Genomic DNA, 24,472 nt, shown 5'->3' with positions numbered 1-24,472 from the left:
GTCAGCTCAGGGTCGAGGTCATGAACATGCGGGCCACGCGCCCAATGAACCAGAACATGGCGACCGAACCGATAGCGTAGGCTGGAATCGCATCTCCCCAGCGCGGCAGTTCCGCTCGGAGCCGGCGATGTGCCCAGATCAGCGCCAGCACCAACAGCACAAAGGCGAGTTGGCCGATCTCGACGCCTATATTGAAGAATAGGAGCGCCGCCGGAAGCAGCCGTAGTTCGATGCCGAGGCCGGCCAACGCACCGGCAAAGCCAATTCCATGCACGAGCCCGAATACAAAGGCGACAGCCCAGGGGTGACGCGCGGTGAATGTGGTTTCGCCGCGCTGCAACCGCACGATCTCGACAGCGACGAACACGATGCTGAGTGCGATTGTTGCGTTCAGGGGGCGCTCCGGGATGCCAAACAGTCCGAACGCGGCGGCAGCCAGCGACAGACTGTGGCCAATCGTGAACGCCGTGATCGTCTTCACGAGCTTCCAGCCGCCTTTGACGATCCAGATCAGGCCGAGCACGAAGAGAAGATGGTCGGCTCCGAGCAGGATATGATCAATGCCGTAGTTCACGTAGGTGCGGGCAAGCTCGATCCAGGTCTCGGCGGTCGGCGCACCGGCACCCAGGACGGTGACGGTGGGATTTCCGGATGAAAGCGTGTAGCTGTGATAGTCGCCGTCGAGCGAAAATACCTTGATCAACAGGGCCGACAAACCGGCCCCCATATTCGCGACCGTGATTGAGCCGACCAGGCCACGGCTGCCGCAGGAAAGCTCGGGCATTTGCAAGTGGCAGTGCTGCGGCATGCGCAGCTGCACTTTGGCCGCGCCGATGTCCGGCTCGCTGGTCCATTTGCCGATATAGGTCCCCGCGCGCATCTCGCGGAATTCGATCACGCCCATCGTGGCCTCATGGGCGCGCACGCTGGTCGCGGCGGGGATCGTCGCCAGTAACAGTATCACGATGCGGAGTAACAGGGTTCGCATGTTACTGCTCGATCTTGACGGCGTAAGCCGACTTGAGCTTGGTCACGGCGGCCCAGGCGCGTTTCCTCGTTTCGTCGGTTGTCCACATGAGCCTCAGCTGGTCGCGAACGGACTCGAAGATGGCGGGCTGGAACGCCTGCCGCGCATCCAGTCGCGCAATACGCCAGCCGTCGCTGGCCTGAATTACGTGCCATTCACCGATTGGCAGGCTAAGCAGGGCGGTACGAAAATTCTCGCCGAATGACTGCGCAAGGCTGTTGACGGGGCGATTGGGAAACACGCGAGTCCGATCCCGGAGATCGGCGTTTTCACGTTCGGCCTTCATATCCTCGAACTGGCGGCGGACCGTGGCTTCGTCGGTCGCGGGGGTCAGCAGAAAGCTGACCTGTTCCGGCTGGTCGAAGCGGCTGCGGTTCTTTTCGAAATAGGCGTGCAGCTGTTCCTCGGATGGCTTCTCCAGCTGGACCTGGTCGAACACGAGGACCTGCAATTTGAACGCGATGCGATCGCGAATCATTTCGTCGCCCTTGTCGACGCCGAGAGCCTTGCCCTCGCGGTACAGGATTTCGCTCGCGACCCAGCTGTCGATCATGTTCTTGAGCTGCTCGTCGGTCGGTAGCTGGTCGCCGTCTTCCGAGAAGTTTCTGATGAAGGACTCCCGCATGGCTTTGGTCACGACGATCGTCTTGTCGTCCAGAGCCGGTGGATGCACGACGTGATCAATCGCGAAGATCAGGCCGCCCAAAAGGCAGAAGTGAACCAGGGGTTCGCGCCACAACGCAGAGAGAACGGTACCGATCGTGCCGCCGCCGCCGCGGCTTGCGGCTTGCGGAGGTGACTGATCGTGAGCTTGCGATGCAGGCATAGATCTTCTCGATTTTTCGATTTGCTCCCGGCGGGAGGTGCCGGGCGGGCGGCGTTATGCAACGCGAAAAATCGTCTGTCACGTGACAATATTGATACAGATCGTTCTCGACCGCGAATGAATGTTATCTTTGTCTGCAAATGTTATCTCGCATAAAAAAGTCATGTTAATGTCGCCAAAGCCTGATCTGGATGAATTAACGCTTCGGCGTTCCTGGCGCTTTCGCTTGGCACCGTGTTCTCAAACAAAAGCTACTCTAGGGGCCTCATCCTCATGTTTCCAAAATCCAAAATCATCGCGCTGACCGCGGCTTCGGCGTCGTTGGCGATGGCGGGCGCGTCGGTCGCCGGCACCGTCAACAACGGCAATCCGTATGTAGCTGGCGACATGCACAACCACAACACCTGCACTGACGGCAGTGTGTCGGTCGGCTACGCTCTCGATCGCGTCCTCGCGACGGGCACGGCGGCAGCCGGTGGTCAGAACTTCAACATCGACTGGTTCACGCTGGGCAACCATGGCGGCTCGGGCGCCAAGGACTGCCGCTTCTCGGACACCGGCGCCGGTATTCCGGGCGACACCACCAAGAACTGGAACGACACGCTCGGCCAGGAAATTCAGGGCATCACGATCACGAGCCTGAAGGGCACGCCGAACGGCACCGGCTCCGGCCGCCAGATGTGGCGCTGGCAGAACATCCAGGAAATCGAGTGGCCCCTCATCGTCCGCCGTTCGCAGCAATATAACAAGGTTGTGATCGAAGGCCTGGAGTGGGTTGTTCCGGGTCATGAACACACCGATGTCGCCGTCATCACGGGCCAGACCCCGCTCAATGCCGCCGCGCCGGGCGTGGCGGACAACATGGCGCAGTTCGAATATCTGTTCGACCGCCAGGACAATGACCTCATCGGTCAGGTCGACGCCAGCAACAATCCGCTCTGGCCCGGCAAGATCTCGAACGCCGGTCTGGTCGGCAACGCCGCGCACCAGAAGTCGGTGACCGCGACTGCATGGTTGCAGTCCCGCTTTCCGCTGACCTCATACGTCGTTCCGACCCACACGGAACGTGCGGGCCCGTTCAGCACTGCCGGCAGCGCAGGTTATAACATCGAGCACTTCCGCGATCTGAACAATGCAGGTCCGACGGTTGCGTTCGGTATCGAGTCTCCCGGCCACATGGCCCAGGGCACCGATGCTGGTGGTTCTGGCTCCTACGGCAGCGGCGCCGTCGGTGGTGGCACTTACGGCTTCCAGGGCGTTTACACCGCCAAAGTGGGCGGCCTCTGGGACGGCATGCTCGGCGAAGGCCGCAACTACTTCGTCTATGTGAGCTCGGACTGGCACACCCGTGGCGCGTTCGGTGCTCGCGACGCCGCCACGACCTCCGATTTCTGGCCGGGCGAGTACACCAAGCTCTTCGTGCCCAACACGTCGAACTTCGTCTCGCAGAACGTGGTCGACGGCATGCGCTCGGGCAATTCCTACTCGGTCAACGCCGACATCATCGGCCCCGACATGGTGTTCCGCGCGCACGGTGCTGACGGCGTCTGGAAGACCATGGGCGAAACGATCGTAGCAAACCCGGGTGAGACCATCACCCTGGAAATGGCCATGACCGTTCCGGCCTCGAACCACAGCCCGTACAGCTTCAACAATCCGCTGTTGAAGCCGATCAACAAGCAGCAGCCGCTCAACAAGCCGTCGGTTGACCACGTCGACTTGATTACCGGCGACATCACCGGCGTGATCGCGCCGGGCGCGCCCGGCTATGCCGTGCCGAACGCTGCCGGTGTGGCGGGTGCGAACATTGTCTACAACGCGTCGGCGAAGATCGCGAAGCAGATCCCTGCGTCGTCGATGACCAGGATCGACAATGCCGATGGTTCGGCACGGTTGACGTTCACGACCTCGTTCACGGCGGGATCGACCCCGTTCTACATCCGCAGCCGCGGCACCAACATCCCGCCGGCGACGCCGAACGTCACCGACAACGACGGCAATCCGCTGCTCGACCTCAACAACGCCAAGATCCCTTGCCTCGATGCGGCCTGCCCGAGTCATCTGGTGAAGGTGAACGGCACGCCTGTCGTGACCTACGACGTTCAGGCTTGGTCCAATACCTGGTTCTACGCCAACCCGATCTTCGTCCGCCCGGCGAGCTATCCGCAGCTCCTCGTCGAGACGAATGCCGCTCTGGCGAAAACGCTCGCAGCGCGCGCCTCGCGTCGCTGATAGCACCAAGAGCACTCGCCACGAAAAAGCGAGGCAGCCTCAGGGCTGCCTCGTTCTTGCTTTGAGAGAATTATCGTGCATGACGGAGACAGGATCGTGAGCTTTTTTGCAGCAAGGCGTGCGTTGGCTCTCGGGGCGTTCGTAGCTCTGGCGCTTGCCAATGGAACGCGTGCCGAGGAAGCGGCAGAAGAGCCGACATCCGAGGATTGCGCGAAGGTACTCGCAAAGGCGCGGGAGATGACAAATTCTCTGTCTCCAAAGAGCCTTTCGCGTCATTTCGCGAACGGCCTTCTGACGGATGCGCAAACCGAGGCGGACAACGGCGAGTTTGACGGTTGTGTCGAATATGCCGAAAAGGCCGTCGACGAGGTTGCCAACCGCAAGCATTGGCTTGCCCCCGGAGAAATTTTCCGCGTCAGCACGGTCAACGGCTACGTGGAATTGAGCGGAGACGACCCGTAGGGCTACGCCCCGTGACGGTTCGTCATTGTAACTTCACGATACTGCCAGAGTGTCGCCGCCGGCGCCTGCCGCTCCGGTGAAGCGCAAGAGTTGAGTGGACACGATGGACCAAGCGCTAGAGCCCGTAGCTGAGGATCAGATCGAACTGCTATTTCCGATCCCGCTGATGCGGTCGCCCAAGCTGCTGAATCAGGAGCTGCGGGACGCGGCCATCGCGGCGATCCGTGCGGACAAAACCGAGACCAACTTGCGGTCTGAACAGCTTTTTCATACGACTATCGCCAATCCGCTCGACAGCAATCTTTTCCGTGAGATCGCGATGCTCGCCACGCCCAAGTTGGTCGATTTCGGCTACATGCTGTTCGGCGAGCGCCTGAACTGGACGGTCAAGGAGATGTGGACCAATATGCTCGAGTCGGGCGGAAGCCAGGCGATGCATAGCCACGCAAACAGCTTCATATCGGGTATACTCTATCTGACGCCGTCGCATCCCGGCTCGCGAACCGTCTTCATCCGTCCGCCCGGCGGGTTCGAATACAGCTTCCGGCATCATACGAGAAGTGCCGCAATGGGACCTTTCAATGCTGGCAAATACATGTTGCCGGAGGCGGATCCTGGTGACCTCGTGCTCTTCCCGAGCTACCTGTATCACGAGGTGCCGCGGAACCAGGGCGATCAGCGCATTACCATCGCCTTCAATGCGATTCCCGATCGGCTGGATTGTTGGGGCTACGAGATCAAGTTCTTCGCTTCATAATCTGCATCAAGGGGCTGCGGAGATCTGCTTGAGCATCTGCCCAGCCTCTTCGCGACCGGGAGCGGCAGACGTGATCGCTTTCAGCAAGCGGCGGGCTGCCGGCCGATCGGAAGCCGCCAGCGCCTGGGCCATGCCGAGGAGTGGACGATAGGCCGGATCGAATTCCGGACTCAATCGCAACGTCTCGATCAATTCGGGGGCGGCGGCATCGATCAGGGCGCGGCCACGAGGCTCGCCGCGCAGCGCAGCGCCGGCTTCGATGAACCGGTTGCGAGCCGCCCAGTAGGACGCGAGCCGTCGCGGAAAATCACCCGAACGGCTCGCCTCAAGCAGCTCTTCGGGATCCGTCCGGATCGATCGGATCGTGTCGAGGAGGAGCGACCAGGGGGGTGCACTCAGGGCGCGCACGTTCCGTTCGGCGTCGAATGTAACGAACGGAAAGTCGTCGGTGTTCATTGGCCCGGCGCCGGAGAAGTGCGACAGCGCGCGCGGGCCGGCCAGATACTGGCCCAGCAGATCGAGCGCGCTCTCGAAGCCGAGCGGCCGTATGGCTGCCGCCACTGCCGGTGTATCGAGACGTGTCCGGAGTGCGGCGAGGTCGAGCGATCCTGCGTCGCGCGGGCCGATCAGAGCCAGCATCGGCGTACGGACGCTATAGTGGTTGAGCCACGCCGAGCCCTCAGGATAGACCGACAGGAAGCTTCTGATGATGGCGTGAAGTGAGGGGGCATCGAGTTGATAGAGTGGCAGCCATTGGCAAAAAATGCCCTGCGGCGCGAGCCGTCTCCTGATCGCCTCGAAATGCTCGCGTGTGTAGAGGGCGCCGCTGCCATCGAGCGCTGGGTGAAAAAGATCGGCGATGATGACGTCGTGCAGGGCGGTGTCGGCGACGATATAACGTCGGGCGTCCGCGACCGTTATTCGAGTACGCTGGAGGTCCTGGGGATCGACGAACCGGGGCATGAGATCTACCACTTCCTGGGATAGCTCAACGCCGTGAACCGAAACCGAAGGCAGTTTCGTCCCGCCGACCAGCGTAGCGCCCGTGCCCAGTCCCAGAAACAAGGCCTGCCGTGGGGCCGGATGCAGCAGTAGCGGCAACAACGCCTGACGGTAGTCCGAACGCATCGAACTCGTGCCGCCCATGCGGAAGCGACCATTGACCTCGAGGTATTTCGCGCCTGAGGCATCGTCCACGACGCTTGCGGTGGCCATCGGTCCTTCGCGCACTGCGAGGAGAGAGCCGCCGGCGGGGATCCGGATCATCGAAGGCATCGGTCTGAGCAGAAGCACGGCTGCTGCCAGCGCGGGCGCTGCCCCCCACACAATTGTTGCGCGGCGCAACGGCAGCAGCACGAGATAGGCAAGAGCCACGACGACGATCGCCAGCCAGGTCCCTAACCAGGGTATGAGGATTTGCGCAGTAAGCAGCGGCGCAACGCATGCCCCGGCCGCGTTTATGCCGACGGCGTAGCCCAGCGTTCCGCGGCGATCGTGTCCGCGCTGAAGCAGCAGGCCGAAGGTCGCTCCCATCAGGGCCGAGGGAACGAGGAACAGGGCGAGCGCTACAGCGATCTCACTTGCAAGCCCCTGGTCGGCCGCGGCTTCGGCGATGCCTGTGATCGCCGGGGCGAGCGCGGCAGTCGCAAGGATCGACAATGCCACGCCGGCGAGTAGCCAGCCCAAACTTGTATCCGACGTCCTGCTTCCCGCTCGCTGCCAGGCGAGGCCGCCGAGCGCAACGCCGAGCAGGTAGGCAGCTAGCAGTCCTGCGAACGTATAAATCGTGTCTTGCAGCACCTGTACGGCCAGGCGCACCACCAACATTTCGAAGGCGATGCCAAGCAGGCCGGTAGCGAACAACGTCACCGCAAGTCGGGTCGGCACGGCGCCGCTGCGCGCACTCTCTCTGTTCACAGTCGGGCCTGCGTCCAGCAGCCATGCAGCGAGGGCGCAGGCTGCATTCACCGCCGCCAGTACGATCTGCGTGCCGGCCAAGCCGATAGCCGGAAGGATCACGAAGGCGGAGACAAGGGCTCCCGCCACGGCCCCCGCCGTATTGGCACCATACACGCCCGCACTGACCCGCTCGTTGCTCCGGGCACCGCTGACGATCCGTTCGATCGCTGTGAGCGTGCCACCCATCGCGATGGTTGCGGGTGCAAGGATCAGCGTCGGCAGGGCAAAGCTCGCGCCCCAGAGAACGGGCAGGGCTGGTTCCGCTCCGATTAGAGGAGCCAATATGCGGCCTGCTACAGGCAATAGCCAAATGCAAAGAATTCCCCAGACCCCAATGATCGCCTCGAGCGCGGCATAAACGCGCCAGGGAGAACTTGCCCGGCGGATCGGCCCGTCAAGCAGGAATGCGCCGAGCGCAAGTCCGGCAAAGAATCCGGACACGGCACCCAGCACGGCCATCATTTCCGTTCCAAGGGCGAGAGCGAACTGACGGGTCCAGACGATTTCGTAACCGAGACCGGCAAAGCCCGACGCTGCCATGATCGGGAGCAGGAACAAGCGCTGTCGGCGGGATGCCGGACGTATCGCGACCGCGGCGCTTGCGGGCGGAATAGTGCAGTCATTCAGGTCCGTCGCAGCCGTGGAAGCCCGGTCAGCATTCATGTGAAAGTCCTCGTGCTACCGGTCGGCAGACCACGCTCGAATGGAGTCATTCATCGAGGTGCCCCGATGAATTGGGATCGAGGGCCCGATCAATGGCCCTCGGTGAAGCGATGTCATATTTGACGAACTATGACGCTAGTTTGACGTTGCCTAACAATGAAAGCGAAGGCGATATCATAACAATTGTGATGTGTGGAGCGTTGTCACAATTCGTTCTTCGTGCCGCTTTATGCCGTAGGAGCATTTTTGGTAGTCGTCATACTTGAATGCACTTAGATTTCGAGGGAATAGTGCCGATAGTCGGTGACGGATACGTCAAGCATCGTCATTCAGCTTGCCATCTCGTGGCTCCGATGGTGCTGTTGGTCGCGGTGACGACTGTGGCGAGCGCTGGCTGGGCGCATCCGGCCGGGATCGATCAGGGCGATCGGCTGCAGGTCAGCGACCCGATAGCGCCTGAGACGCCTGCGTCGCCAAATGTAGTCGACGAATGGCCTACCAGAACGAATTCGCCATCCTCATCGCCCGCAAGCGAGCTCTCGATTTCCGCCTTGTTGGGACGGGCCGATCTTGTCGTCCAGCTCGTGATGGGCCTACTCGCCCTGGCCTCCATCGCTTGCTGGACTGTATTCCTGACCAAGCTTTTCGAGTTGTCGCGCGTGAGGCGACGTTTGGCGGCCGCACTCGAGGGGCTGGCACATCTTCGTTTGCTCGGAGACTGCCGCGCGCCTCAGATTGCGGCAGGCGCAATCGTCAGATCACGCGTTATCGCCCGCCTGATCGACGCCGCCAACGCCGAGCGAGAGCTGTCCGAGGGCCTGATCATGGATGGAAGCGTCATCGATCGCTACGCGCTGCGAGCAGGCGAGATCGTACGTGACGATGCCCGGCGTGTTGCGGCCGGCGCAGCTCTTCTCGCGACGATCGGCGCAACCGCTCCCTTCATCGGCTTGTTTGGGACCGTGTGGGGCATTATGAACAGCTTTGTCGGCATCGCTCGTGCCCAGACCACCAACCTTGCGGTCGTTGCACCGGGCATTGCCGAGGCCCTGCTGGCTACGGCCATGGGGCTCGTCGCGGCCATCCCCGCAGTCATCTTCTACAACCTCATCGCTCGATCGACCAAGGCCTATATCGAGTTGGCGAGCGAGGGATCGGGAGCGGTCGTGCGCATGCTCTCGCGCGAGCTATCGCAGCCTATGCAGCGCTTTCCCGCTCGCGCTGCCGAGTAAGCATCATGGCCATCCAGATCGGACAGAGCGGGCCGGGCGACCTGCCGGAGATCAGCGAAATCAACGTCACGCCGTTCATCGACGTGATGCTGGTTCTGCTCATCATCTTCATGGTGGCCGCTCCGCTCTCGACGATTGATCTGCCCGTCGATCTGCCCAATTTGTCGGGGGTCGCGCAGCGCAAACCGGACAAGCCGACTTACGTTTCGATCAAGTCCGGGGTCGGGATTGCCATCGGGGAGCAGATCGTCCCGCGTGACAAACTTGTCCAGAAGCTCGACGTCGCTGACGCCAACAAGGGTCGCCCGATTTTCGTGCGGGCCGATCGTACCGTCCACTACGGCGATCTCATGCAGGTGCTCGAACTGCTGCGTAACGGCGGCTATACGAAAGTGAGACTGGTTGCACTCGAGGGAGGCTCCGGTCCCGACGGGGCCAGGCCATGAATTCGAGGATGCCACAAGCCTCTGCGCTGAGCCGGCGCGGTCCGGCAGGGCCGCGCGAATGGCTCGTCGCTTGCTGTGCTGCGCTCGCGCTGCACGCGATTGTAGCGGCCATGCTGCTGAGGCAAAGCGACAGCGCTGCTGGCGAGGAGAATCGCGGCGTGATGGCGCTGGAGATCGGTATCGAGAGCGCTGCACCAAGCTACGACGGCGCCGAGGCTGCGGCGGCTTCCGGCGCGTCAGCCGCAACCGTCGCTTCCGAGGACGTCGTCCCGGCACGTGAAGAGACGGCGCCCGTATCCACGATGCAAGTCGCGGATGCCGACCAGCGGACCGATGCGATGCAAACCCCGGCCGAAGAGCCGCACGAGAAGCAGGAAATCGTTGCGCCTGCGACGGCTGCCGCTTCGCAAAGTGTGGCGGCCCCGAGCCGCGAGGCGGAGCGCGAGAGCAGGCAGTCGGTCGCGACCTCGATCGGCAGCAGCGCCAGCGCCCAGCGCGCGCAGTTGGCTTGGCGCCGCGGGTTGGTAGCGCATATCGAGCGTCAGAAGCGCGCGATGGCCAACGCGACACGCTCCGCTGATATCGTCGTGCGATTCACGATCGACCACCGGGGGCGCCTGCTCGCGCTCGATATTGCCAAGGGCTCGGGCGATGCCCGCTACGATCAGGCGGCGCTGGACATAGTTCGACGAGCGGATCCCATGCCGCCACCGCCGCCTGATCTGCCTGAGCAAAATCTCAATTTCCGCATCCCGATCAGCTTCCGCGCCGGCGGCTGACGAGATGGATCATGAGAGGTGACGACGGTGTCTCGATCGCCACCGTCGGACTGCGTTGTGCGTTGTGCGTTGGAGAGTCGAATGGCATGGGGTTGTGTGAGACTTATGGCGGGTGCGGTCTTCGCGTCCTGCACGGTTTGGCCCGTCGGTGCCTTGGCTGCTCCTGCTGACGCAGACGACCTTCCGACAATCACGGTTGTCTCCAAGAAGAAAAAGCGTGCGCAGACACCTCAGGTCCGTCTGCCGGTGCAGGCCGCGCCAGCGGCTCCCGCTCGACCGTCCACGGACTCCGCTTCATCGAGCGCAGCTGTCGCTAACGGCAGCGGCGCCGCGGAAGTGGGATCCGGCGCCAGGCCACCATCCGGAATGGCGAGCGAGATGCAAGTCAGCGGTGAGAAGCTCAATCAGCGCCCTGCGACCCGCCCCGGCGAAGTGCTCGAAGGCGTGCCCGGCCTTATTGTCACGCAGCACAGCGGCGAGGGCAAGGCCAACCAGTATTTTCTCAGGGGCTACAATCTCGACCACGGCACCGATATGGCGATCTATGTCGACGGCGTGCCGGCCAACATGCGGACCCATGGGCACGGACAGGGCTATTCCGATCTCAACTGGTTGATGCCCGAAACGATCAACTCCCTCGACATCCGCAAGGGACCGTACTTCGCCGACGAAGGCGACTTCGCCTCCGTCGGCAATCTGCATATCGGCCTGATTGACCTTACCGAGCGCAACACGGCATCGGTCACCCTCGGCAGCTTCGGCTATCGTCGCCTGTTCGGCATGGGATCGAGCAAAGTCGGTGACGGCACGCTCCTGGTGGCAGGCGAGGGCGGCACCTACAACGGACCCTGGGACAATCCGGACGACGTACGCAAACTGAACACCCTTGCGCGCTATACGCAAGGCACCGCGACCGACGGCCTCTCCATCACCGGCATGGCCTACGCCAACAAATGGAATTCGACCGACCAGGTTCCGACACGCGCCTTTGACACTGACGTTCTCTCGCGGTGGGGCGCTATCGACCCGTCTGACGGCGGAAACACCAATCGTTTCGCGCTTTCGAGCCGTATCGCCGGGACCGACGGGATCGGAGCCTGGAAGGCCAACGCCTACGTGGTCAAGAGTTCGCTCGATCTCTACAACGATTTCACTTACTACCTGAGTGATCCTGTTCTCGGCGACCAGTTCCATCAGCATGATGGGCGCCTGATGCTGGGTGGAGCAGCCTCTCGCAGCTTCGTCGGCAGCGTCGGCGGCCTTCCCACCGAAACGGTAGTCGGGGTTCAGACGCGCTACGACGATATCGATCTGGCCCTGACCAACACCTACCGGCGGAACTTCGTGTCGGCCGTCCGCAGCGACAAGGTCAGGGAATCGAGTGTCAGCATCTATGCCGAGAACACGGTGCATTGGACCAGCTGGCTGCGAACGACGCTGGGGTGGCGCGGCGACTACTACGACGCCACGGTCAATTCGTTGTTCAATGCCAACAATTCCGGGCGCGCCAACGAGGCGATCGGCAGTCCGAAGTTTCGCGCGGTGATTGGACCGTTCCATCAGACCGAGTTCTTCGTTGGCGCCGGCATGGGAATGCACAGCAACGACGCTCGTGGTGCGACCACAACGGAATCGCCGACCGACTCGTCGACCCGCCTCGATCCATCGCCGTTCCTGGTCCGCACCAAGGGTGCCGAGGTCGGCGTGCGCACCAAGATCGTCCCGGGCCTCACGTCGACCGTCAGCCTGTTCATGCTCAACCAGGCCTCGGAGATTCTCTTCAGTGGTGATGCCGGCGACACCGAGGCGAGCCGGGCCAGCCGGCGTTATGGCGTCGAGTTCACCAACGACTATCGCCTATTCAGCTGGCTTGCCTTCGATGCCGATCTGGCTGTCACGCATGCTCGCTTCGTGGGCTACGACGGCGACCAGGCGGCTCTTTATGCGTCCCTTGCCGGATACCCGGAAGCGCAGATGGGCAACGCACCGGGCAATTTCATCCCCAATGCACCCGCAGTCGTCGCGTCGGTCGGCATGGATCTCGGCGAAAAGGCGGGGTGGTTCGGCGGATTGCGCTGGCGCTACCTCGGTTCGGTTCCGCTGACCAACGACAATACATGGCGCTCGTTACCGGTTAGCGTGGTCAATGGGCGCATTGGCTATCGCACAGCCGAAGGCTGGCGCATTCAGCTTGACGCCTTGAATTTGTTCAACGCGAAGACCAATCAGATCTCCTACGGTTACGGGTCGCTCCTCAAGACCGACGCGCTCTACGCTCTCTGCCAATCCGGAAGCCCACCGCCGACGGCAGTGTGCCAGAACGGTGTCATGGATGCCGTCGTGCATCCGGCGGAGCCGCTGGCCGTCCGGTTGACGATTGCGGGAAGCTTCTGAGACCTGCCGCATGGCCGGGGCGGCTCGGCCGCGGTACAGCCGCCAATCTCTTCGTGCGGTTGCCCGCGGCAGCATGCTGTTTCGCACGGATGTCATGATTCCGGTCAATAAAGCCGCTACAAATGGCAGCCGCCAGCGGACTTGGAGCTCGGAGGTCGGCGGGCCATCCGCGCGAACCTGCAATCGGCGCCGGCAGCGCCTTTCGGAGATAGGCAAGTGCGGCGGATTTATCAGCGCACGACGTTGCGGCGTGGCGCAGGTTTTATCCTTGTCGAGCAATTGGTCGCCATCACCGTCATCGCTGTCACACTCGCCGCTATCGGAGCTCTCGTCAGCACCACGACGCGCGGTGCGAGTCAGATCGAGCGGCGCGTTGCGCTGCTTCAGGCGTCCAATAACCTGCTGTCGACCATGATGCCGCCGCGTGACGGCTCGGTCGCTCCTAATCTCGGCGGAGAGTCCTGGGGGCACCGCTGGCGCATGATCCTCAGTCCGGCGCAGGCCGACCCTGGTTTGGTGCTACGCCAGAACAGCCGCTGGGTCCCATTGCGAGTCGAGCTTCTCGTTCAGGCCCCGTCGGGCCCGGCGTTACGGCTTCAGACGATGCGGCTGCAAAGGATCCGCAGCCAATGAAGGTGGGCAATACAACTGCGCGTGGCGGGAATGCCGGGTTTGCGCTCATCGAGGCAATCGCTGCGGTCGTCCTGCTGGGAGTAATCTTGTCATCTCTGGCGATCATTACCTCGCAGTGGCTGCCTGCCTGGAGAAAGACCTACGACCGGGCCCAACGCAGCGAAGCTCTCGCAATCGCACTCGATCGCGTCGCCGATGACATCGCCGCCGCCCAATTCGTCCGCGCTGGTGGAGACTCGCGATCCGTGATGTTCGAGGGCTCCGAGCGCGCGGTCGTGCTCGTTCGCAGCGCGATCGGACCAAACGCGGAACGTGGCCTCGAAACGGTGCGTATCGGCGAAGCGACCGATCGGCGGGGCGCGATCGTCGCAAGATCCCGCGTGGCATTCGTTCCTGGCGCCATGGAGGTGGATCCGGACGCAGGTGGTGTCGCATTGGTGCGCCACCCGTATTGGCTGAGTTTCAGCTTTGCCGGTGACGATCTCGTCTGGCGGCCGGTGTGGCAGAACGAGGAGAATTTGCCGGCCGCAGTGCAGGTCGTGGTACGGGACCGGAGTGGTCGTCAAAGCCTGGTGCGGGTCGTTTCGGTTCATGCGCAAAGGCCGCCGCCTGAGAATTGCGGTGAAAATGGATGCCGGCCCGACCAGATATCGGACGCCAGCCAAGCGGACGGCGAGCCGCTGACGCGTGAGCAAATCACCGCGGGGCTATCACGATGAGGTGCGGCGGTCCCGTAGGGTGTCGTCGTGGGAGATCCAACCAGGGTTTTGCGACGGTGCCGGCATTGGTGCTATTGGCAATCTTGGCGACGCTCGCCGGCGTTACGGCGGCCTATGTGTCATCCTCAGCAACATCCGTCAGGTTCGATAACGACCGCGTTCGCTCGCGCCTACTGATCCTCGCCGGTGTCGAGCTTGCAGCTTACGACCTGCTGTCGAGCGCGAAAGGGGAGCGGGCGCCGCGAAATTCGATTTCGTTCAGGCTGGACAATGCCTCCGTGACCGTCACTTCTGCTGCGGAAGCGACGCGGGTCGACCTCAATTTCGCTCCTCCAGTGGTCTTCGCAAATTTGTTTCAGGAACTGGGCTCGAGTTCTGAAGACGCCACGGCCTACGCCGACCGATTGGTGGGATGGCGATCCGCGCTCAAGGAGCAAGCACGGGATCGCGAAATGGCGGTCTACCGCGATGCGGGGTTGTCCTACGGGCCCAAGGGGAGTTCATTTTCGAGTGAAGATGAACTCTGGTCCATTCCCGGGCTTCCAGCCGCGCTGGTCGAAAAAGCGCTCCAATTCGTGACAGTGTACAGCGGGCGGCGTCAGGTGGACGTTTTCGGTGCAGCACCCGAGGTCATCGCCGCGTTGCCAGGCGTGGAGCCGGTCCAAACGGCCGCTTTCGTTGCCCGCCGGGAAAGTCTGCCGCACACGCCTTCTGCCGTCATCAATCTTCTGGGATCTGCAGGTGGAATGATCTCTATCTATTCGGACGATAACGTTCGGCTCAACTGTCAGGTGGTGCTGGACAATGGCTGGCGCACGTCCGCCGAGATCGTGATCCAGCTGGAGGACGGCGATGAACCTTACAGGGTACTGAGCTGGCGCGAGATCGAACCGAATGCGGCTCCCGCCGAGACACGATGAAGGATCACAGCTTCCGATGAAGCGAAGCCGGGGAGTTGCAAGATCGTCCCCGGACTTTGGTTTCTACAGGCGGGTTGCGATCAGGCGGCGACCCGGGATCCCTGCTGGGTGAAGCGCCTTCTGCTGAGAACGGTCAGTCCGGCAAATCCGACGATCAACATCGCCCAAGTCGAAATCTCGGGCACAGCCGTAATGGTTCCGCCTAGGATCAGATCACCGGGAGCGAACAGGGGGGAAGAGGTCGGATCAGAATAATAGTTACCGAGGAACTGACTGTTCGCGATATAATAGTCGTAACCGCCGCCGCTCGCGACGGAGTAGATGTTGATCGAATATCCTCCCGCGCCGAACAGGAGTCCTTGGTTCGATACGAACGGGGAGGTTGAATTGAACAGGTTATCGCTGGTGAAATAAACGTTGGGCTGATCGAGCAGGCCCGTGATCGTCGCGTTCAGCAGACCGGTGAACTGCCCCACGATCGATGTGATCTGGTTGCCACTGGTGGTAATTTCACCGGCGACATCATAATTCTGGCTATGAATTGTGAAGTCATAGATTGCTGCGTCCGCCGACGTGGTTGAGGCAAACGCCAGAACAGCACCGGCGGCAAGCATGTAGATTGGTTTCATGGAATTGGCCTTTCGAATGCAATCTGTTATCTTCTCGATAGGATACCGAGTCTTATTATATAATAGCATATTGGTGTTGTATGTTAAATGATATGTTTCTGAAAATTGTGTGAGGAATTGCCTTGCAACCAGGAGGCGCTGCCCGTCAGCTGAAACTCTGAGGGTCCCGGGTGGGGATCTCGATCGCCAGTTCGGTGCGGTCTGCTAGAGGATACGTCAGCACGACGCCAACACGATTTCGTGGCGGCAATGACGCGCGAGCTACCTGATGATCGGAAGCTGCGTTACCGGACAACGGTGGGGCGGTCGGGGCTGAACGCCACCCACACATTGGGGTCGGCCGTGCTTTGACGGGTCAGGTAACGGTAGTTCGTCTCACCAGCGAACAAAATTTCCGGGGTCTGGTTATCGAGAATAAACTCGCCGCGGTCGGTCCGGACAGTCAAGACAGCATGACGGTCTTTTGCGGCTGTCTTTTCCTCGACCGATGTGATCAGGAGGGCGCTCAGCGGTCAGCCCGACTTGGATAACATTCGCCGCTTCAGCAGGACGATATCTTCGCAGTCGCCGCGATCGAGGGGATAGGCCCAGCGCTCGGGCTTTCCGTAGAGCTCGTCGTCGCTGGTCCATTTGGCCCGAGTATTGACCCACCCGTTGATCGCATAGAGCTGTTGGAGCAATTCCGGGCTCGGCATGACGTCCTGGGGAGGCGCGCCGTCGGAGCCGCAATCTTCAGGATTTTCGGTGCAGAATTGCTGCCATCCGCTAGGGGCCTTGACGACCGAACCGAGCGCGGCAAAGATGGCCGGCCGGGCCAGGAATGCATGCGCTGGCCACGACATCAGTAGCAGGAACGCGCAAGCGATATAGCGCGACGCTCGGGCGATCTCGGCATTCCGACAAGGTTTGCGATCTCTTATGTCGGCGGCCAAGGCGCCCACTCCCCAGTTTCGTAGCAACTGAGGAGCATTGGCACGGAAGATTCGAGATTCCCCAAGCCATCGGGTCAATTTGATCGAATTGCATTTACCTTTGCAGCCCGGACCCGCGGAGCTGGAGGGTCGAAAGGGGCGCGCTCGAGCCCTCCGCTTTGCCATCGCCGGGCCATGAACAGGTCCGGCGAAGCCGTCGTCGCGCGGGCCCCAAATCTCAGGAGGGTTGGCGCACCAGCCGCTCGCGAATAACATCGAGTTTCTGAGGTCCGAACAGCGGCGTCACAATGCGGCGCGATCGCGACCACAGCACCCCGGGAAGGCCCTTGCAAACGACTGGAGCGCAATACGGTCCGGCCTGCATCCGGCGGCCCTCGAGATCCGTGGCGGCGGGGTGGTGGAGCAGCGTTTCAACCGGAGCGCCGGCGGCGAGAACCATATCATGGCTTGCCAGCTTGACGTGGAAATACTCCAGCGTGTCGCTCTCGTCCGCGGTCTCCAGCAGGACGGTGGTGCCGTTCACGAGCTCGCCAGCCGGAACGAGGAGACCGTCGATGAAGATCGCATGTCCCTGCGAGATCAGGAGGTCTTCGTAAGGCACGTTCGGAGCGAGCGCCGATTGCTTGATGCGCACCGGCCGCATCTGCTTGCTCCAGGACTCGCCAGCGCGCTTTTGACCCAGCCAGCTGCCCACCCAGACAACGGGACGGAAAGCTCCGCTCACCGTCATGAGCTGGTCGCCGACCGCGATGGTCTCGACGCTTAGCTCGCCGTCGGTCGAACGAAGCTTCGTTCCCCGCACGAAGCAAGGCGGACGCGGAGCAGCTTTCGCCGTGGTGGCCATGAGAACCGTCGCGCCCATCGCGAGAAGCGCTTTCGCCTGACCGGCCAGCATCTGCCGCCGGGTGGTCGTCGATTTCCGTTCAGTCGGCGTGGCTTGTGGTCCGGACTCATCAATCATTTTCATATCCTCTCTAAAAAGGAGCGGCCAATGCCAAATTTAACCTGGCGGCATACTGTCGGTCGAGCGTGGCACTATCATGAAGTTACTATATCTATAACATTAAACGTTAGCAACTCCGCCTCGACGCATGTCGCCGGTGTGCAAAGTTCGCTGGATTCCGTTCGAAAAGGAGACTGATCCCGTGGCGATCTCGACTTATGCGGTGGTTCAGAACGGAGAATCGGCCGGCCAGCGCAGAGCATACCACTGACCCGCCTCGATCTGACCGCGACTCATCTTCGAGGCGACCGCGTTTCGCAGCTTGGCGTAGTTCTCGCGCAGCGGTTTCGGCGCGTGAGCGGTCGCAAGGTTGAGCCATTTATACGCGGCGACGTCATCGGCCGGAACGCCCTGACCCTTGTCGTAGGCAAGGCCGAGGAGATATTGCGCCGTCGTGTTGCCCTGTTCGGCCGAGAGCCGGTACCAGTAGGCCGCGGCGTCATAGGACTGTGGAAGGCCCTGGCCGGTCGCATACATGAACCCGATCATGCCTTGCGCTCGCGAGTTGCCGCGTTCGGCCGCCGGGAGCAGAAGCTGCGCGGCCCGATTGTAGTCACCACGGCTGAACGCTGCACCGCCAGGCGCAAGCGGCTCCGCGTGTGCCGCATCCATAAGGAGCATCGCGACGAGAAGAGCGCAACTGATGAACCTGCTCATACGATCAACTCGCGCCCCTCTCTATGACATCCCCGCCGGGCACGCCGGTGATCAGCGAACGTGGGGAGTCGGCCCCAGGGTCGATCCGGAGGCCTCGATCGTGCCACGAAGCTTTGTCCGCAGCTCTTCCGCCACGAAGTGCGCGTCTGCACCATCTCGGATGATTTGCGGGCGAATGAAAATGATCAATTCGGTACGTTTGATGGTCTTTTCCGTTTGCGACAGGACATCGCCAAGTCCCGGAATCTGGTCGAGGCCCGGAATGCCGGATCGTGTCCGGTTCTGGGTGTCGCTGATCAGGCCGGCGAGCAGGACGGTTTGTCCGCTTGCAACCGCAATCGAGCTTCGCACTTTGCGCGTCGAAACAGTGGGCGTCAGCGAGTTTGTCGAAGTCGAGGAGGACGTCGATGACGTCGAGTTGTTGACGGGGTTGCTGATTTCTTGCTCGACGTCCAGGCGGACATTGCCGTTGGCATTCACGCGCGGCACGACGCGCAGAATGATGCCGGTGCTGCGGTAGTCGGTCGTATTGGCGATCGTGTTGCTGCCGGTAAGTACCGTTGCACTGCCAGTCTGGATCGGAATCTCGTCGCCGACCTGCAATGTCGCGACCTGGTTGTCGATCACGACCAACGAAGGATTCGAGAGTACCTTGACGTCCGTGACGGCATGCAGCGCATTCAGGATTCCCCTCGGGGTGGTGGCTGAGCCGACGAGGAAGTTGAAGCCGGGGATGGCGCGATTGAGCAGGACGTTGCCCGCGGCGTTGACGGCGGCCGTGGCGCCAGCATAGCCAAAGGAGCCTACGTCAGACTTCAGCCCGACGTCCTTGCTCATGATGTAGGACTGGACACCGTATTGCAGATCGTCCGTCAGCGTGACCTCGGCAATCGTCGCGTCGATCGCGACTTGCAGCTGAGGTTGGTCGATCTGGCGGATGGTCTGTTCGATGATCGCGTACTGTTCCTGGCTGGCATAGATCAGCAGCGAGTTGTTGACGGAGTCAGCCGTGATCCGCACGCCGTCGAGAACGCCGGCCGGGCCGCCGCCGGTCGTGCCTGCCTTTCCGCCAGTGCTGGCGTTGTCGAACAAGCTGCTACCCTGGTTGCCAGCCGTCGCGCCGTAACCGGCCTCTCCGCGCGAGAGGCCGCCGGCGCCGCTGTTCGCCGATGTGCCGCCCGCAGACTGCGCTCCGGCGCTTGACGATCCTAGTGACGTATTGGTTGGAGAGGCCGAGAGCCGGCTCAGTGGAGAGCCGCTAGAACTCGATGACAGTCCGGATCCTGGCGCAATCTGGCCGGCAGCGCTGTCGAGACCGGACGCGGATGATCCGCCGCTGCCGCTTCCTGCAAAGATGTCATTGAGGACGCGGGCAATCTGCTTGGCCTCGCCAAATTTCACGCGGTAGACGTGAACCGCCGAGCGCCCGTTGTTCGTTGTGTCGAGGCGGCGTACCCACGTCTCGACACGCTTCAGGAGCTCCGCTTTGCGGGTTACCGCAAGAATGGCGTTCAGCCTGGCGATCGCTTGAAACTTGACCACGTTCTGCGACACGCCACCGTCGCCAGAGTCGACAATCTTCTCGAGCTCGGCAATGATTGGCCCCGGATTGCTGTTCTGGATTGGGAATATGCCGACGGACTGCCCCTTCATCCAGTCAGCGTCGAAGCTGAGCACCAGATCGACTGCGCTGCGACGTTCGCTGCTGGAGCCCTGGACCAGAACAAGATTCCGAGCCGGGTCTGCGCGCACCATGCCGGGCTTCGTGGTGAAACCGTCCACCAGTTTGACGACGGTCTGCGCGGAGACGAACTCTAGCGGGACGACCGAAATGCCGTAGCCCGGCTCCATGCGATCGGGGCTGTCGATGCCCCCGGCGCCGATAGCCTCGGCCTGCGGGACCAGTCGGTATCCGGTGTCGTCCCGCAGCAGTGCGACGCCGCCGATACGCAACGCGTTCTCGAGCGCGAAGATAACATCGGACTTCGGTATGGGACGACCGGAAGACAGGCTGATCGTACCCTGTACGCGCTGGTCGATCACGTAGCCGACACCGAGGATATCGCCGAGCACCACCTTGGAAACCGAGGCTACCGGGGAATTATCGAAATTGAGCTCGAAGCGTTCGCCGCTCGCGGAGGGCTGTGCCGCGGCGCGCGAGCTTGCGACGGGCGTATCGTCGACCCGAACGCTCTCGTAAATTGCGGGCTTCGCGCGGGCGCCGGTATTGACCTGCCGTTCCTGGACCTGCGCGGGATCGCGCGGCAGCAAATCGAGTGAGCGTACCTTGTCGAAAGTGTCGGGATCGCGCGTCTCGTAGGGAGCAAGCCCGGACATCGTGTTGCACGCCGTCAAAAGCGTGTAGACCAACGCGCATTGGACAAACAAGCCGATCCGGCGTGCTGTTCGGCCCACTGTTTGCCTCACTCAAAAGATGCCCTGTACTTCGCCCTGATACTGCAGGCGAGGAGGCCGAATGACGGACGTCTTAGTCCTCGTATGTGACAGCAATGTGTGGTGATGTTCGTTGCGCGACGGGCCTCACATGATGATCTTGTCGTATCTATCGTCCAGCTCTTTTTGACTGCTTCGTAATTAACATGAGGGGGGAGCGGCGATCACCTTGTCCTGTGACCAACGATACCGTCACATTTTCATTATCAAACGGCGGGTAAATGCCGCGATTGCCGCGCAGCGGTTTCCGGTGACTTTGGTATACGTCGATGGCCGCTCCGACTGCGCTTGATTTTGCTGCCTATTTCAGTCAACGCGCGGGCCTGAAGAAAGCGGACGTCGACAAGCTCGGCGACAGCGCCCGGGCGGGTGAAGGCAACCTGCGCAAATTATGGGAGCTGAGCGATCTTTCGTCCGCGGAATTCGCGGAGGAGGTGGCGCGCTTCGCCGAATTCCCGCGCATCTCGCTTCAGGAATTGATGGCGGCGGAATCGAAAGCTCAGCAATTTTCGCGGCGCTTCCTGCGCGAGATGGCGGTTTTCCCTTGCCAGCCGGCCGAAGGTTCCGCGATCCTGGTCGTCGCCGATCCGTTTGACGCTGCTTCGATCCAGGCGTCTGCAATCGTTCTCGGCGCTCAGCCTGTAGTCAAGATCGCTTCGTTCGAGGATATTGCGATCGCGCTCGATCAGCGCCTCGGACAGGATCAGGTTACCGACGAGGCCGGTTCTGCGGGCGCGCCGGTTCAGGACGACGATATCGATAATCTGCGCGACCTGGCGAGCGGCGCTCCTGTCGTCCGAGCCGTCAATGATCTGTTCGAAACCGCCGTCGAAACACGCGCGAGCGATATTCATATCGAGCCGGCGCGATCCTCGTTGGTGGTGCGGATGCGCGTCGATGGCTTGTTGCGCAGCGTTGCGACGCCGAGCGGGGTACCACCTCAGGCCGTCATTTCGAGGATCAAGATACTTGCCGGCCTCAACATTGCGGAGCGTCGCTTGCCGCAGGACGGAGCGGCGAGAGTCCGGGTCGCTCGTTCGGAGATCGACATGCGCGTCGCGATCATGCCGACGCAGCATGGCGAGTCCGCCGTGATCCGTCTGCTGCCGAGGGATCGGGCGCTGCTGTCCGTCGACAAGCTGGGCTTTCTCGCCGGCGACCAGACCAAGCTGCGCCGCACGCTTGCCCTGCCGCACGGCATGATCATCGTCACTGGACCAACCGGCAGCGGCAAGACGACGACGCTCGCCACCGTCCTGTCGCTCCTCAACGAGCCGACCCGCAAAATCCTGACGATCGAGGATCCCGTCGAATACGAGATCCCGGGAATTTGTCAGTCCCAGACCAAGTCGTCGATCGGATTGACGTTTGCGACTGCATTGCGCTCATTTGTACGTCAGGACCCCGACGTGATCATGGTCGGAGAGGTCCGCGACTCCGAGACGGCGCACGTCGCCGTTCACGCGGCATTGACTGGTCACCTTGTGCTGACGACCTTGCACACGGAAACGGCCGCCGCCGCGGTGCCGCGCCTTCTGGATCTCGGGGTCGAAGCGTTCCTGCTGCGCTCCACCTTGCGGGCGGTCGTCGCCCAACGCCTGGTCCGGCAGCTGTGCGAGCGCTGCAAGTCTAGCCGTCCCCTCGGACAGGCGGATCTCGATGCCGACCCTCGCTACGCTGCGATCGGCCTGCGGCTGGGCAACGTCATTTTCGAACCGACGGGATGCGAGCGCTGTGGCGGCGTCGGCTATCGCGGACGCTGTGGCGTTTTCGAAGTGCTGGAGATGGACGAGGAGGTTCGCGGGTTGATCGAGTCCCAGTCTGACTGGGCCTCGATCGACAAGGTCGCGGTTCGCAACGGCATGACAACGATGATCGAGGACGGGCTTGCAAAATGCCTGGCCGGAACCACCTCGGCCGCCGAGATCCTTCGCGTGACGACGGTGAGATAGCGCGATGCCGCTTTTCCGATACCGTGCCCTGACGAAGAGTGGCGAGATCGTGTCGGGATCGATCGCAGCCACCAATCTAGCCGAGGTTGCGCAACGTATCGAGTATCTCGGTCTGTTGGCGATCGAGACGTTGCCCGAGGTGGAGCGGGGGCAATGGTCAATCTCGCTGACGCGGCCTCGCCCAGAGGACGTGACCATCTTTACTCGAGATCTCGCGCTGTTGCTCCGGGCGGGATCGCGCCTCAACGATGCGCTGGAGCTGCTGGCCGACGACGGCGACGTCGGTCGTCTGCACGCGGTCATCCTCAAGATCAAGACGGCCATCCTGTCTGGTGAAAGCTTCGCCGACGCGCTCGGCCGGCATCCGACCTTGTTTCCGGCGATGTATGTGGCCCTGGTCCGGGTCGGCGAAATGTCCGGCACGCTCGACAACATTCTGGAGACGCTCGGCAACGAGCGCGCGCGGGCGGAGGCACTTCGCCAGAAGGTGATGGGTGCTCTGCAGTATCCCGCCTTCGTCCTCTTCGCTGCGGGCGGGGTCCTAATCTTCTTCCTCGCGTTCGTCCTCCCTCAATTTTCTGCCGTTTTGCGCGACTTCAATGCGAAGACAGATCCGATGATCGAAGTCTTCCTCGTGCTTTCGGATCTGCTGAGAGGCCACCTTCCCGAGCTCTGCGTCGGTGGTGCAGCGATTGTCATAGCCGGCTGGCTCTGCTGGCGAAGGCCGGCGTTTCGCGCGGGCTTCATGACGCAGATTGCCAGGATGCCGATTGTCTCGACCATCTTCCAGTTTCACCGAACAGCGCTGTTCTGCCGGAACCTCGGCATCCTTCTGGGCAGCGGTGTGACGCTCACTGCGACCTTGCGTATCCTCATCGACATCATGACGACGACGGGTGATGTGCCGGTCTGGAGTGCGATGGCGGACCGGGTTCGCCACGGTGGCAAGCTATCGGACGCGCTGACTGCGTCTGCCGTGTTGCCGTCGGTCGCACTGCGAATGCTGCGTCTCGGCGAGGAGACGGGACAATTGCCAACGCTCTCCGCGCGTGTTGCCGAGTTCTACGAGGCGAAGCTGCAGCGACAGCTCGACCGTATTGTCGGCATTATCGGTCCCGCCGCGATCGTGCTCATCAGCGTCGTGGTCGGCGGCTTGATCGTTTCGGTGATGACGGCACTGCTGTCGGTGACACAGATGGTCGGATAGATGAAAGGCGAACGATGAGCGGGTTTGCAAAAGGACGATCTCTTGCGGCGCGGAGGCGCTTGCGAGGTGGTGGTCAAGACGGGTTCACCTTGGTCGAGATGCTGGTCGTCATCACGATCATCGGCATGATCATGGCCCTGGTCGGGCCGCGCGTGCTCAATTATCTGAGCGAGTCCCGGGTCAAGGCTGCCAAGATTCAACTTCAAAGCTTTGGCAGTGCGCTCGACCTCTTTTACCTCGATGCCGGTCGATTTCCCTCGAGTTCGGAAGGACTTGCGGCGCTGGTGCAACCCGGCAGCGGCATCTCGGCATGGAATGGTCCGTACCTGAAGGGCGGCAGCGTCCCGAACGACCCGTGGGGAAAAGCATATGTGTACAGGCAGCCGGGCGAGAAGGCGCCGTATGAGATTCGTTCTCTCGGCTCGGATGGCCAGGAGGGCGGTACGGGGACGGCCGCCGATCTCACGTCGGCTCCGAATTAACGGGAAGCGCTCACAGGCGGGTTTTACGCTGCTTGAGATCGTTTGCGTACTAGCCATCGTTGCTCTTCTGGCGGCGATCTCGCTTCCTCGCCTGCCGATGGCGACGT

At 61.9% G+C, this 24,472-nt stretch carries 20 protein-coding genes and 2 pseudogenes; 14 read left to right on the top strand and 8 right to left on the bottom strand.

Features of this window, described 5'->3' with window-relative positions; translation table 11 throughout:
• Window position 1: 1 nt before the first annotated feature.
• Both YUA_RS0134085 and YUA_RS0134080 read right to left on the bottom strand, forming a co-directional pair.
• On the bottom strand, window positions 2–988 hold the full coding sequence (locus YUA_RS0134085; RefSeq protein WP_027534694.1) for a HupE/UreJ family protein: 987 nt from the start codon (window positions 986–988) through the stop codon (window positions 2–4).
• A 1-nt stretch (window position 989) separates the two neighbouring features.
• Entirely contained in the window at window positions 990–1,733 is a 744-nt protein-coding gene (locus YUA_RS0134080) for a peptidyl-prolyl cis-trans isomerase (protein WP_245285327.1), read from the bottom strand.
• Window positions 1,734–2,126: 393 nt separating this feature from the next.
• Here YUA_RS0134080 and YUA_RS45930 point away from each other — a divergent pair, with 393 nt between their 5' ends.
• From YUA_RS45930 to YUA_RS0134065, 3 genes are all read left to right on the top strand, one after another.
• Entirely contained in the window at window positions 2,127–4,085 is a 1,959-nt protein-coding gene (locus YUA_RS45930) for a hypothetical protein (RefSeq protein ID WP_035972474.1), read from the top strand.
• A 96-nt stretch (window positions 4,086–4,181) separates the two neighbouring features.
• The gene (locus YUA_RS45925; protein ID WP_156947446.1) at window positions 4,182–4,547 is read left to right on the top strand and encodes a hypothetical protein; all 366 of its coding nucleotides are present in this window, start codon (window positions 4,182–4,184) and stop codon (window positions 4,545–4,547) included.
• Between the two features lie 103 nt (window positions 4,548–4,650).
• On the top strand, window positions 4,651–5,304 hold the full coding sequence (locus YUA_RS0134065) for a 2OG-Fe(II) oxygenase family protein (protein ID WP_027534692.1): 654 nt from the start codon (window positions 4,651–4,653) through the stop codon (window positions 5,302–5,304).
• Between the two features lie 6 nt (window positions 5,305–5,310).
• On the opposite strand, the gene YUA_RS45920 is transcribed toward YUA_RS0134065, so the two are convergent.
• Entirely contained in the window at window positions 5,311–7,926 is a 2,616-nt protein-coding gene (locus tag YUA_RS45920) for a spermidine synthase (protein WP_084293052.1), read from the bottom strand.
• 353 nt (window positions 7,927–8,279) lie between these two features.
• On the opposite strand from YUA_RS45920, the gene exbB reads away from it, so the two are divergent.
• The 7 genes from exbB to YUA_RS0134025 all read left to right on the top strand — a co-directional run bounded on the left by exbB (window position 8,280) and on the right by YUA_RS0134025 (window position 15,049).
• Complete coding sequence (exbB, locus tag YUA_RS0134055; protein ID WP_035972472.1) at window positions 8,280–9,158, top strand: tonB-system energizer ExbB; 879 nt, start codon at window positions 8,280–8,282, stop codon at window positions 9,156–9,158.
• 5 nt (window positions 9,159–9,163) lie between these two features.
• Window positions 9,164–9,604 carry a biopolymer transporter ExbD gene (locus YUA_RS0134050; RefSeq protein ID WP_027534690.1) on the top strand — a complete coding sequence of 147 codons (441 nt, stop codon included), beginning with the start codon at window positions 9,164–9,166 and terminating at the stop codon, window positions 9,602–9,604.
• A gap of 8 nt (window positions 9,605–9,612) precedes the next feature.
• Window positions 9,613–10,383 (top strand): energy transducer TonB, encoded by a 771-nt coding sequence (locus YUA_RS0134045; RefSeq protein ID WP_027534689.1) that lies wholly within the window; start codon window positions 9,613–9,615, stop codon window positions 10,381–10,383.
• A gap of 105 nt (window positions 10,384–10,488) precedes the next feature.
• Window positions 10,489–12,777 (top strand): TonB-dependent receptor domain-containing protein, encoded by a 2,289-nt coding sequence (locus tag YUA_RS0134040; protein ID WP_084293049.1) that lies wholly within the window; start codon window positions 10,489–10,491, stop codon window positions 12,775–12,777.
• Between the two features lie 216 nt (window positions 12,778–12,993).
• Entirely contained in the window at window positions 12,994–13,410 is a 417-nt protein-coding gene (locus tag YUA_RS0134035; RefSeq protein WP_051383533.1) for a type II secretion system GspH family protein, read from the top strand.
• Between the two features lie 86 nt (window positions 13,411–13,496).
• A complete protein-coding gene (locus YUA_RS45915; RefSeq protein WP_156947442.1) occupies window positions 13,497–14,129 on the top strand; it encodes a general secretion pathway protein GspJ in 633 nt (210 codons plus the stop codon).
• A gap of 83 nt (window positions 14,130–14,212) precedes the next feature.
• Window positions 14,213–15,049: a general secretion pathway protein GspK gene (locus YUA_RS0134025; protein ID WP_198029558.1), complete on the top strand. Its 837-nt coding sequence runs from the start codon at window positions 14,213–14,215 to the stop codon at window positions 15,047–15,049.
• Window positions 15,050–15,129: 80 nt separating this feature from the next.
• On the opposite strand, the gene YUA_RS0134020 is transcribed toward YUA_RS0134025, so the two are convergent.
• The 5 genes and pseudogenes from YUA_RS0134020 to gspD all read right to left on the bottom strand — a co-directional run bounded on the left by YUA_RS0134020 (window position 15,130) and on the right by gspD (window position 20,607).
• The gene (locus YUA_RS0134020) at window positions 15,130–15,678 is read right to left on the bottom strand and encodes a PEP-CTERM domain protein (RefSeq protein WP_027534685.1); all 549 of its coding nucleotides are present in this window, start codon (window positions 15,676–15,678) and stop codon (window positions 15,130–15,132) included.
• 284 nt (window positions 15,679–15,962) lie between these two features.
• Window positions 15,963–16,520: pseudogene (locus tag YUA_RS52070) on the bottom strand (transglutaminase-like cysteine peptidase).
• A 307-nt stretch (window positions 16,521–16,827) separates the two neighbouring features.
• Window positions 16,828–17,571: a Hint domain-containing protein gene (locus YUA_RS47275; protein WP_198029556.1), complete on the bottom strand. Its 744-nt coding sequence runs from the start codon at window positions 17,569–17,571 to the stop codon at window positions 16,828–16,830.
• A 210-nt stretch (window positions 17,572–17,781) separates the two neighbouring features.
• Window positions 17,782–18,270, bottom strand: a complete 489-nt coding sequence (locus tag YUA_RS0134005; protein ID WP_027534684.1) for a tetratricopeptide repeat protein — start codon at window positions 18,268–18,270, stop codon at window positions 17,782–17,784.
• Between the two features lie 51 nt (window positions 18,271–18,321).
• Window positions 18,322–20,607, bottom strand: coding sequence for a type II secretion system secretin GspD (gene gspD, locus YUA_RS0134000; RefSeq protein WP_084293054.1), 2,286 nt, complete (start codon window positions 20,605–20,607; stop codon window positions 18,322–18,324).
• 386 nt (window positions 20,608–20,993) lie between these two features.
• On the opposite strand from gspD, the gene YUA_RS0133995 reads away from it, so the two are divergent.
• From YUA_RS0133995 to YUA_RS52825, 4 genes and pseudogenes are all read left to right on the top strand, one after another.
• Window positions 20,994–22,676, top strand: coding sequence for a GspE/PulE family protein (locus YUA_RS0133995; RefSeq protein ID WP_027534682.1), 1,683 nt, complete (start codon window positions 20,994–20,996; stop codon window positions 22,674–22,676).
• 4 nt (window positions 22,677–22,680) lie between these two features.
• Complete coding sequence (locus YUA_RS0133990) at window positions 22,681–23,883, top strand: type II secretion system F family protein (protein WP_027534681.1); 1,203 nt, start codon at window positions 22,681–22,683, stop codon at window positions 23,881–23,883.
• A gap of 14 nt (window positions 23,884–23,897) precedes the next feature.
• On the top strand, window positions 23,898–24,365 hold the full coding sequence (gene gspG, locus YUA_RS0133985) for a type II secretion system major pseudopilin GspG (protein WP_027534680.1): 468 nt from the start codon (window positions 23,898–23,900) through the stop codon (window positions 24,363–24,365).
• A pseudogene (locus tag YUA_RS52825) lies at window positions 24,310–24,441 on the top strand (type II secretion system protein); the annotation flags it as partial. The gene gspG and the pseudogene YUA_RS52825, both read left to right, overlap by 56 nt.
• Window positions 24,442–24,472 lie beyond the last annotated feature (31 nt).

Origin of the sequence: Bradyrhizobium sp. WSM3983 (assembly GCF_000473045.1) — a bacterium.
Lineage (GTDB): Bacteria > Pseudomonadota > Alphaproteobacteria > Rhizobiales > Xanthobacteraceae > Bradyrhizobium.
The sequence above is the reverse complement of the archived record's forward strand: the minus strand, read 5'-3'. Positions and strand labels throughout refer to the sequence as shown.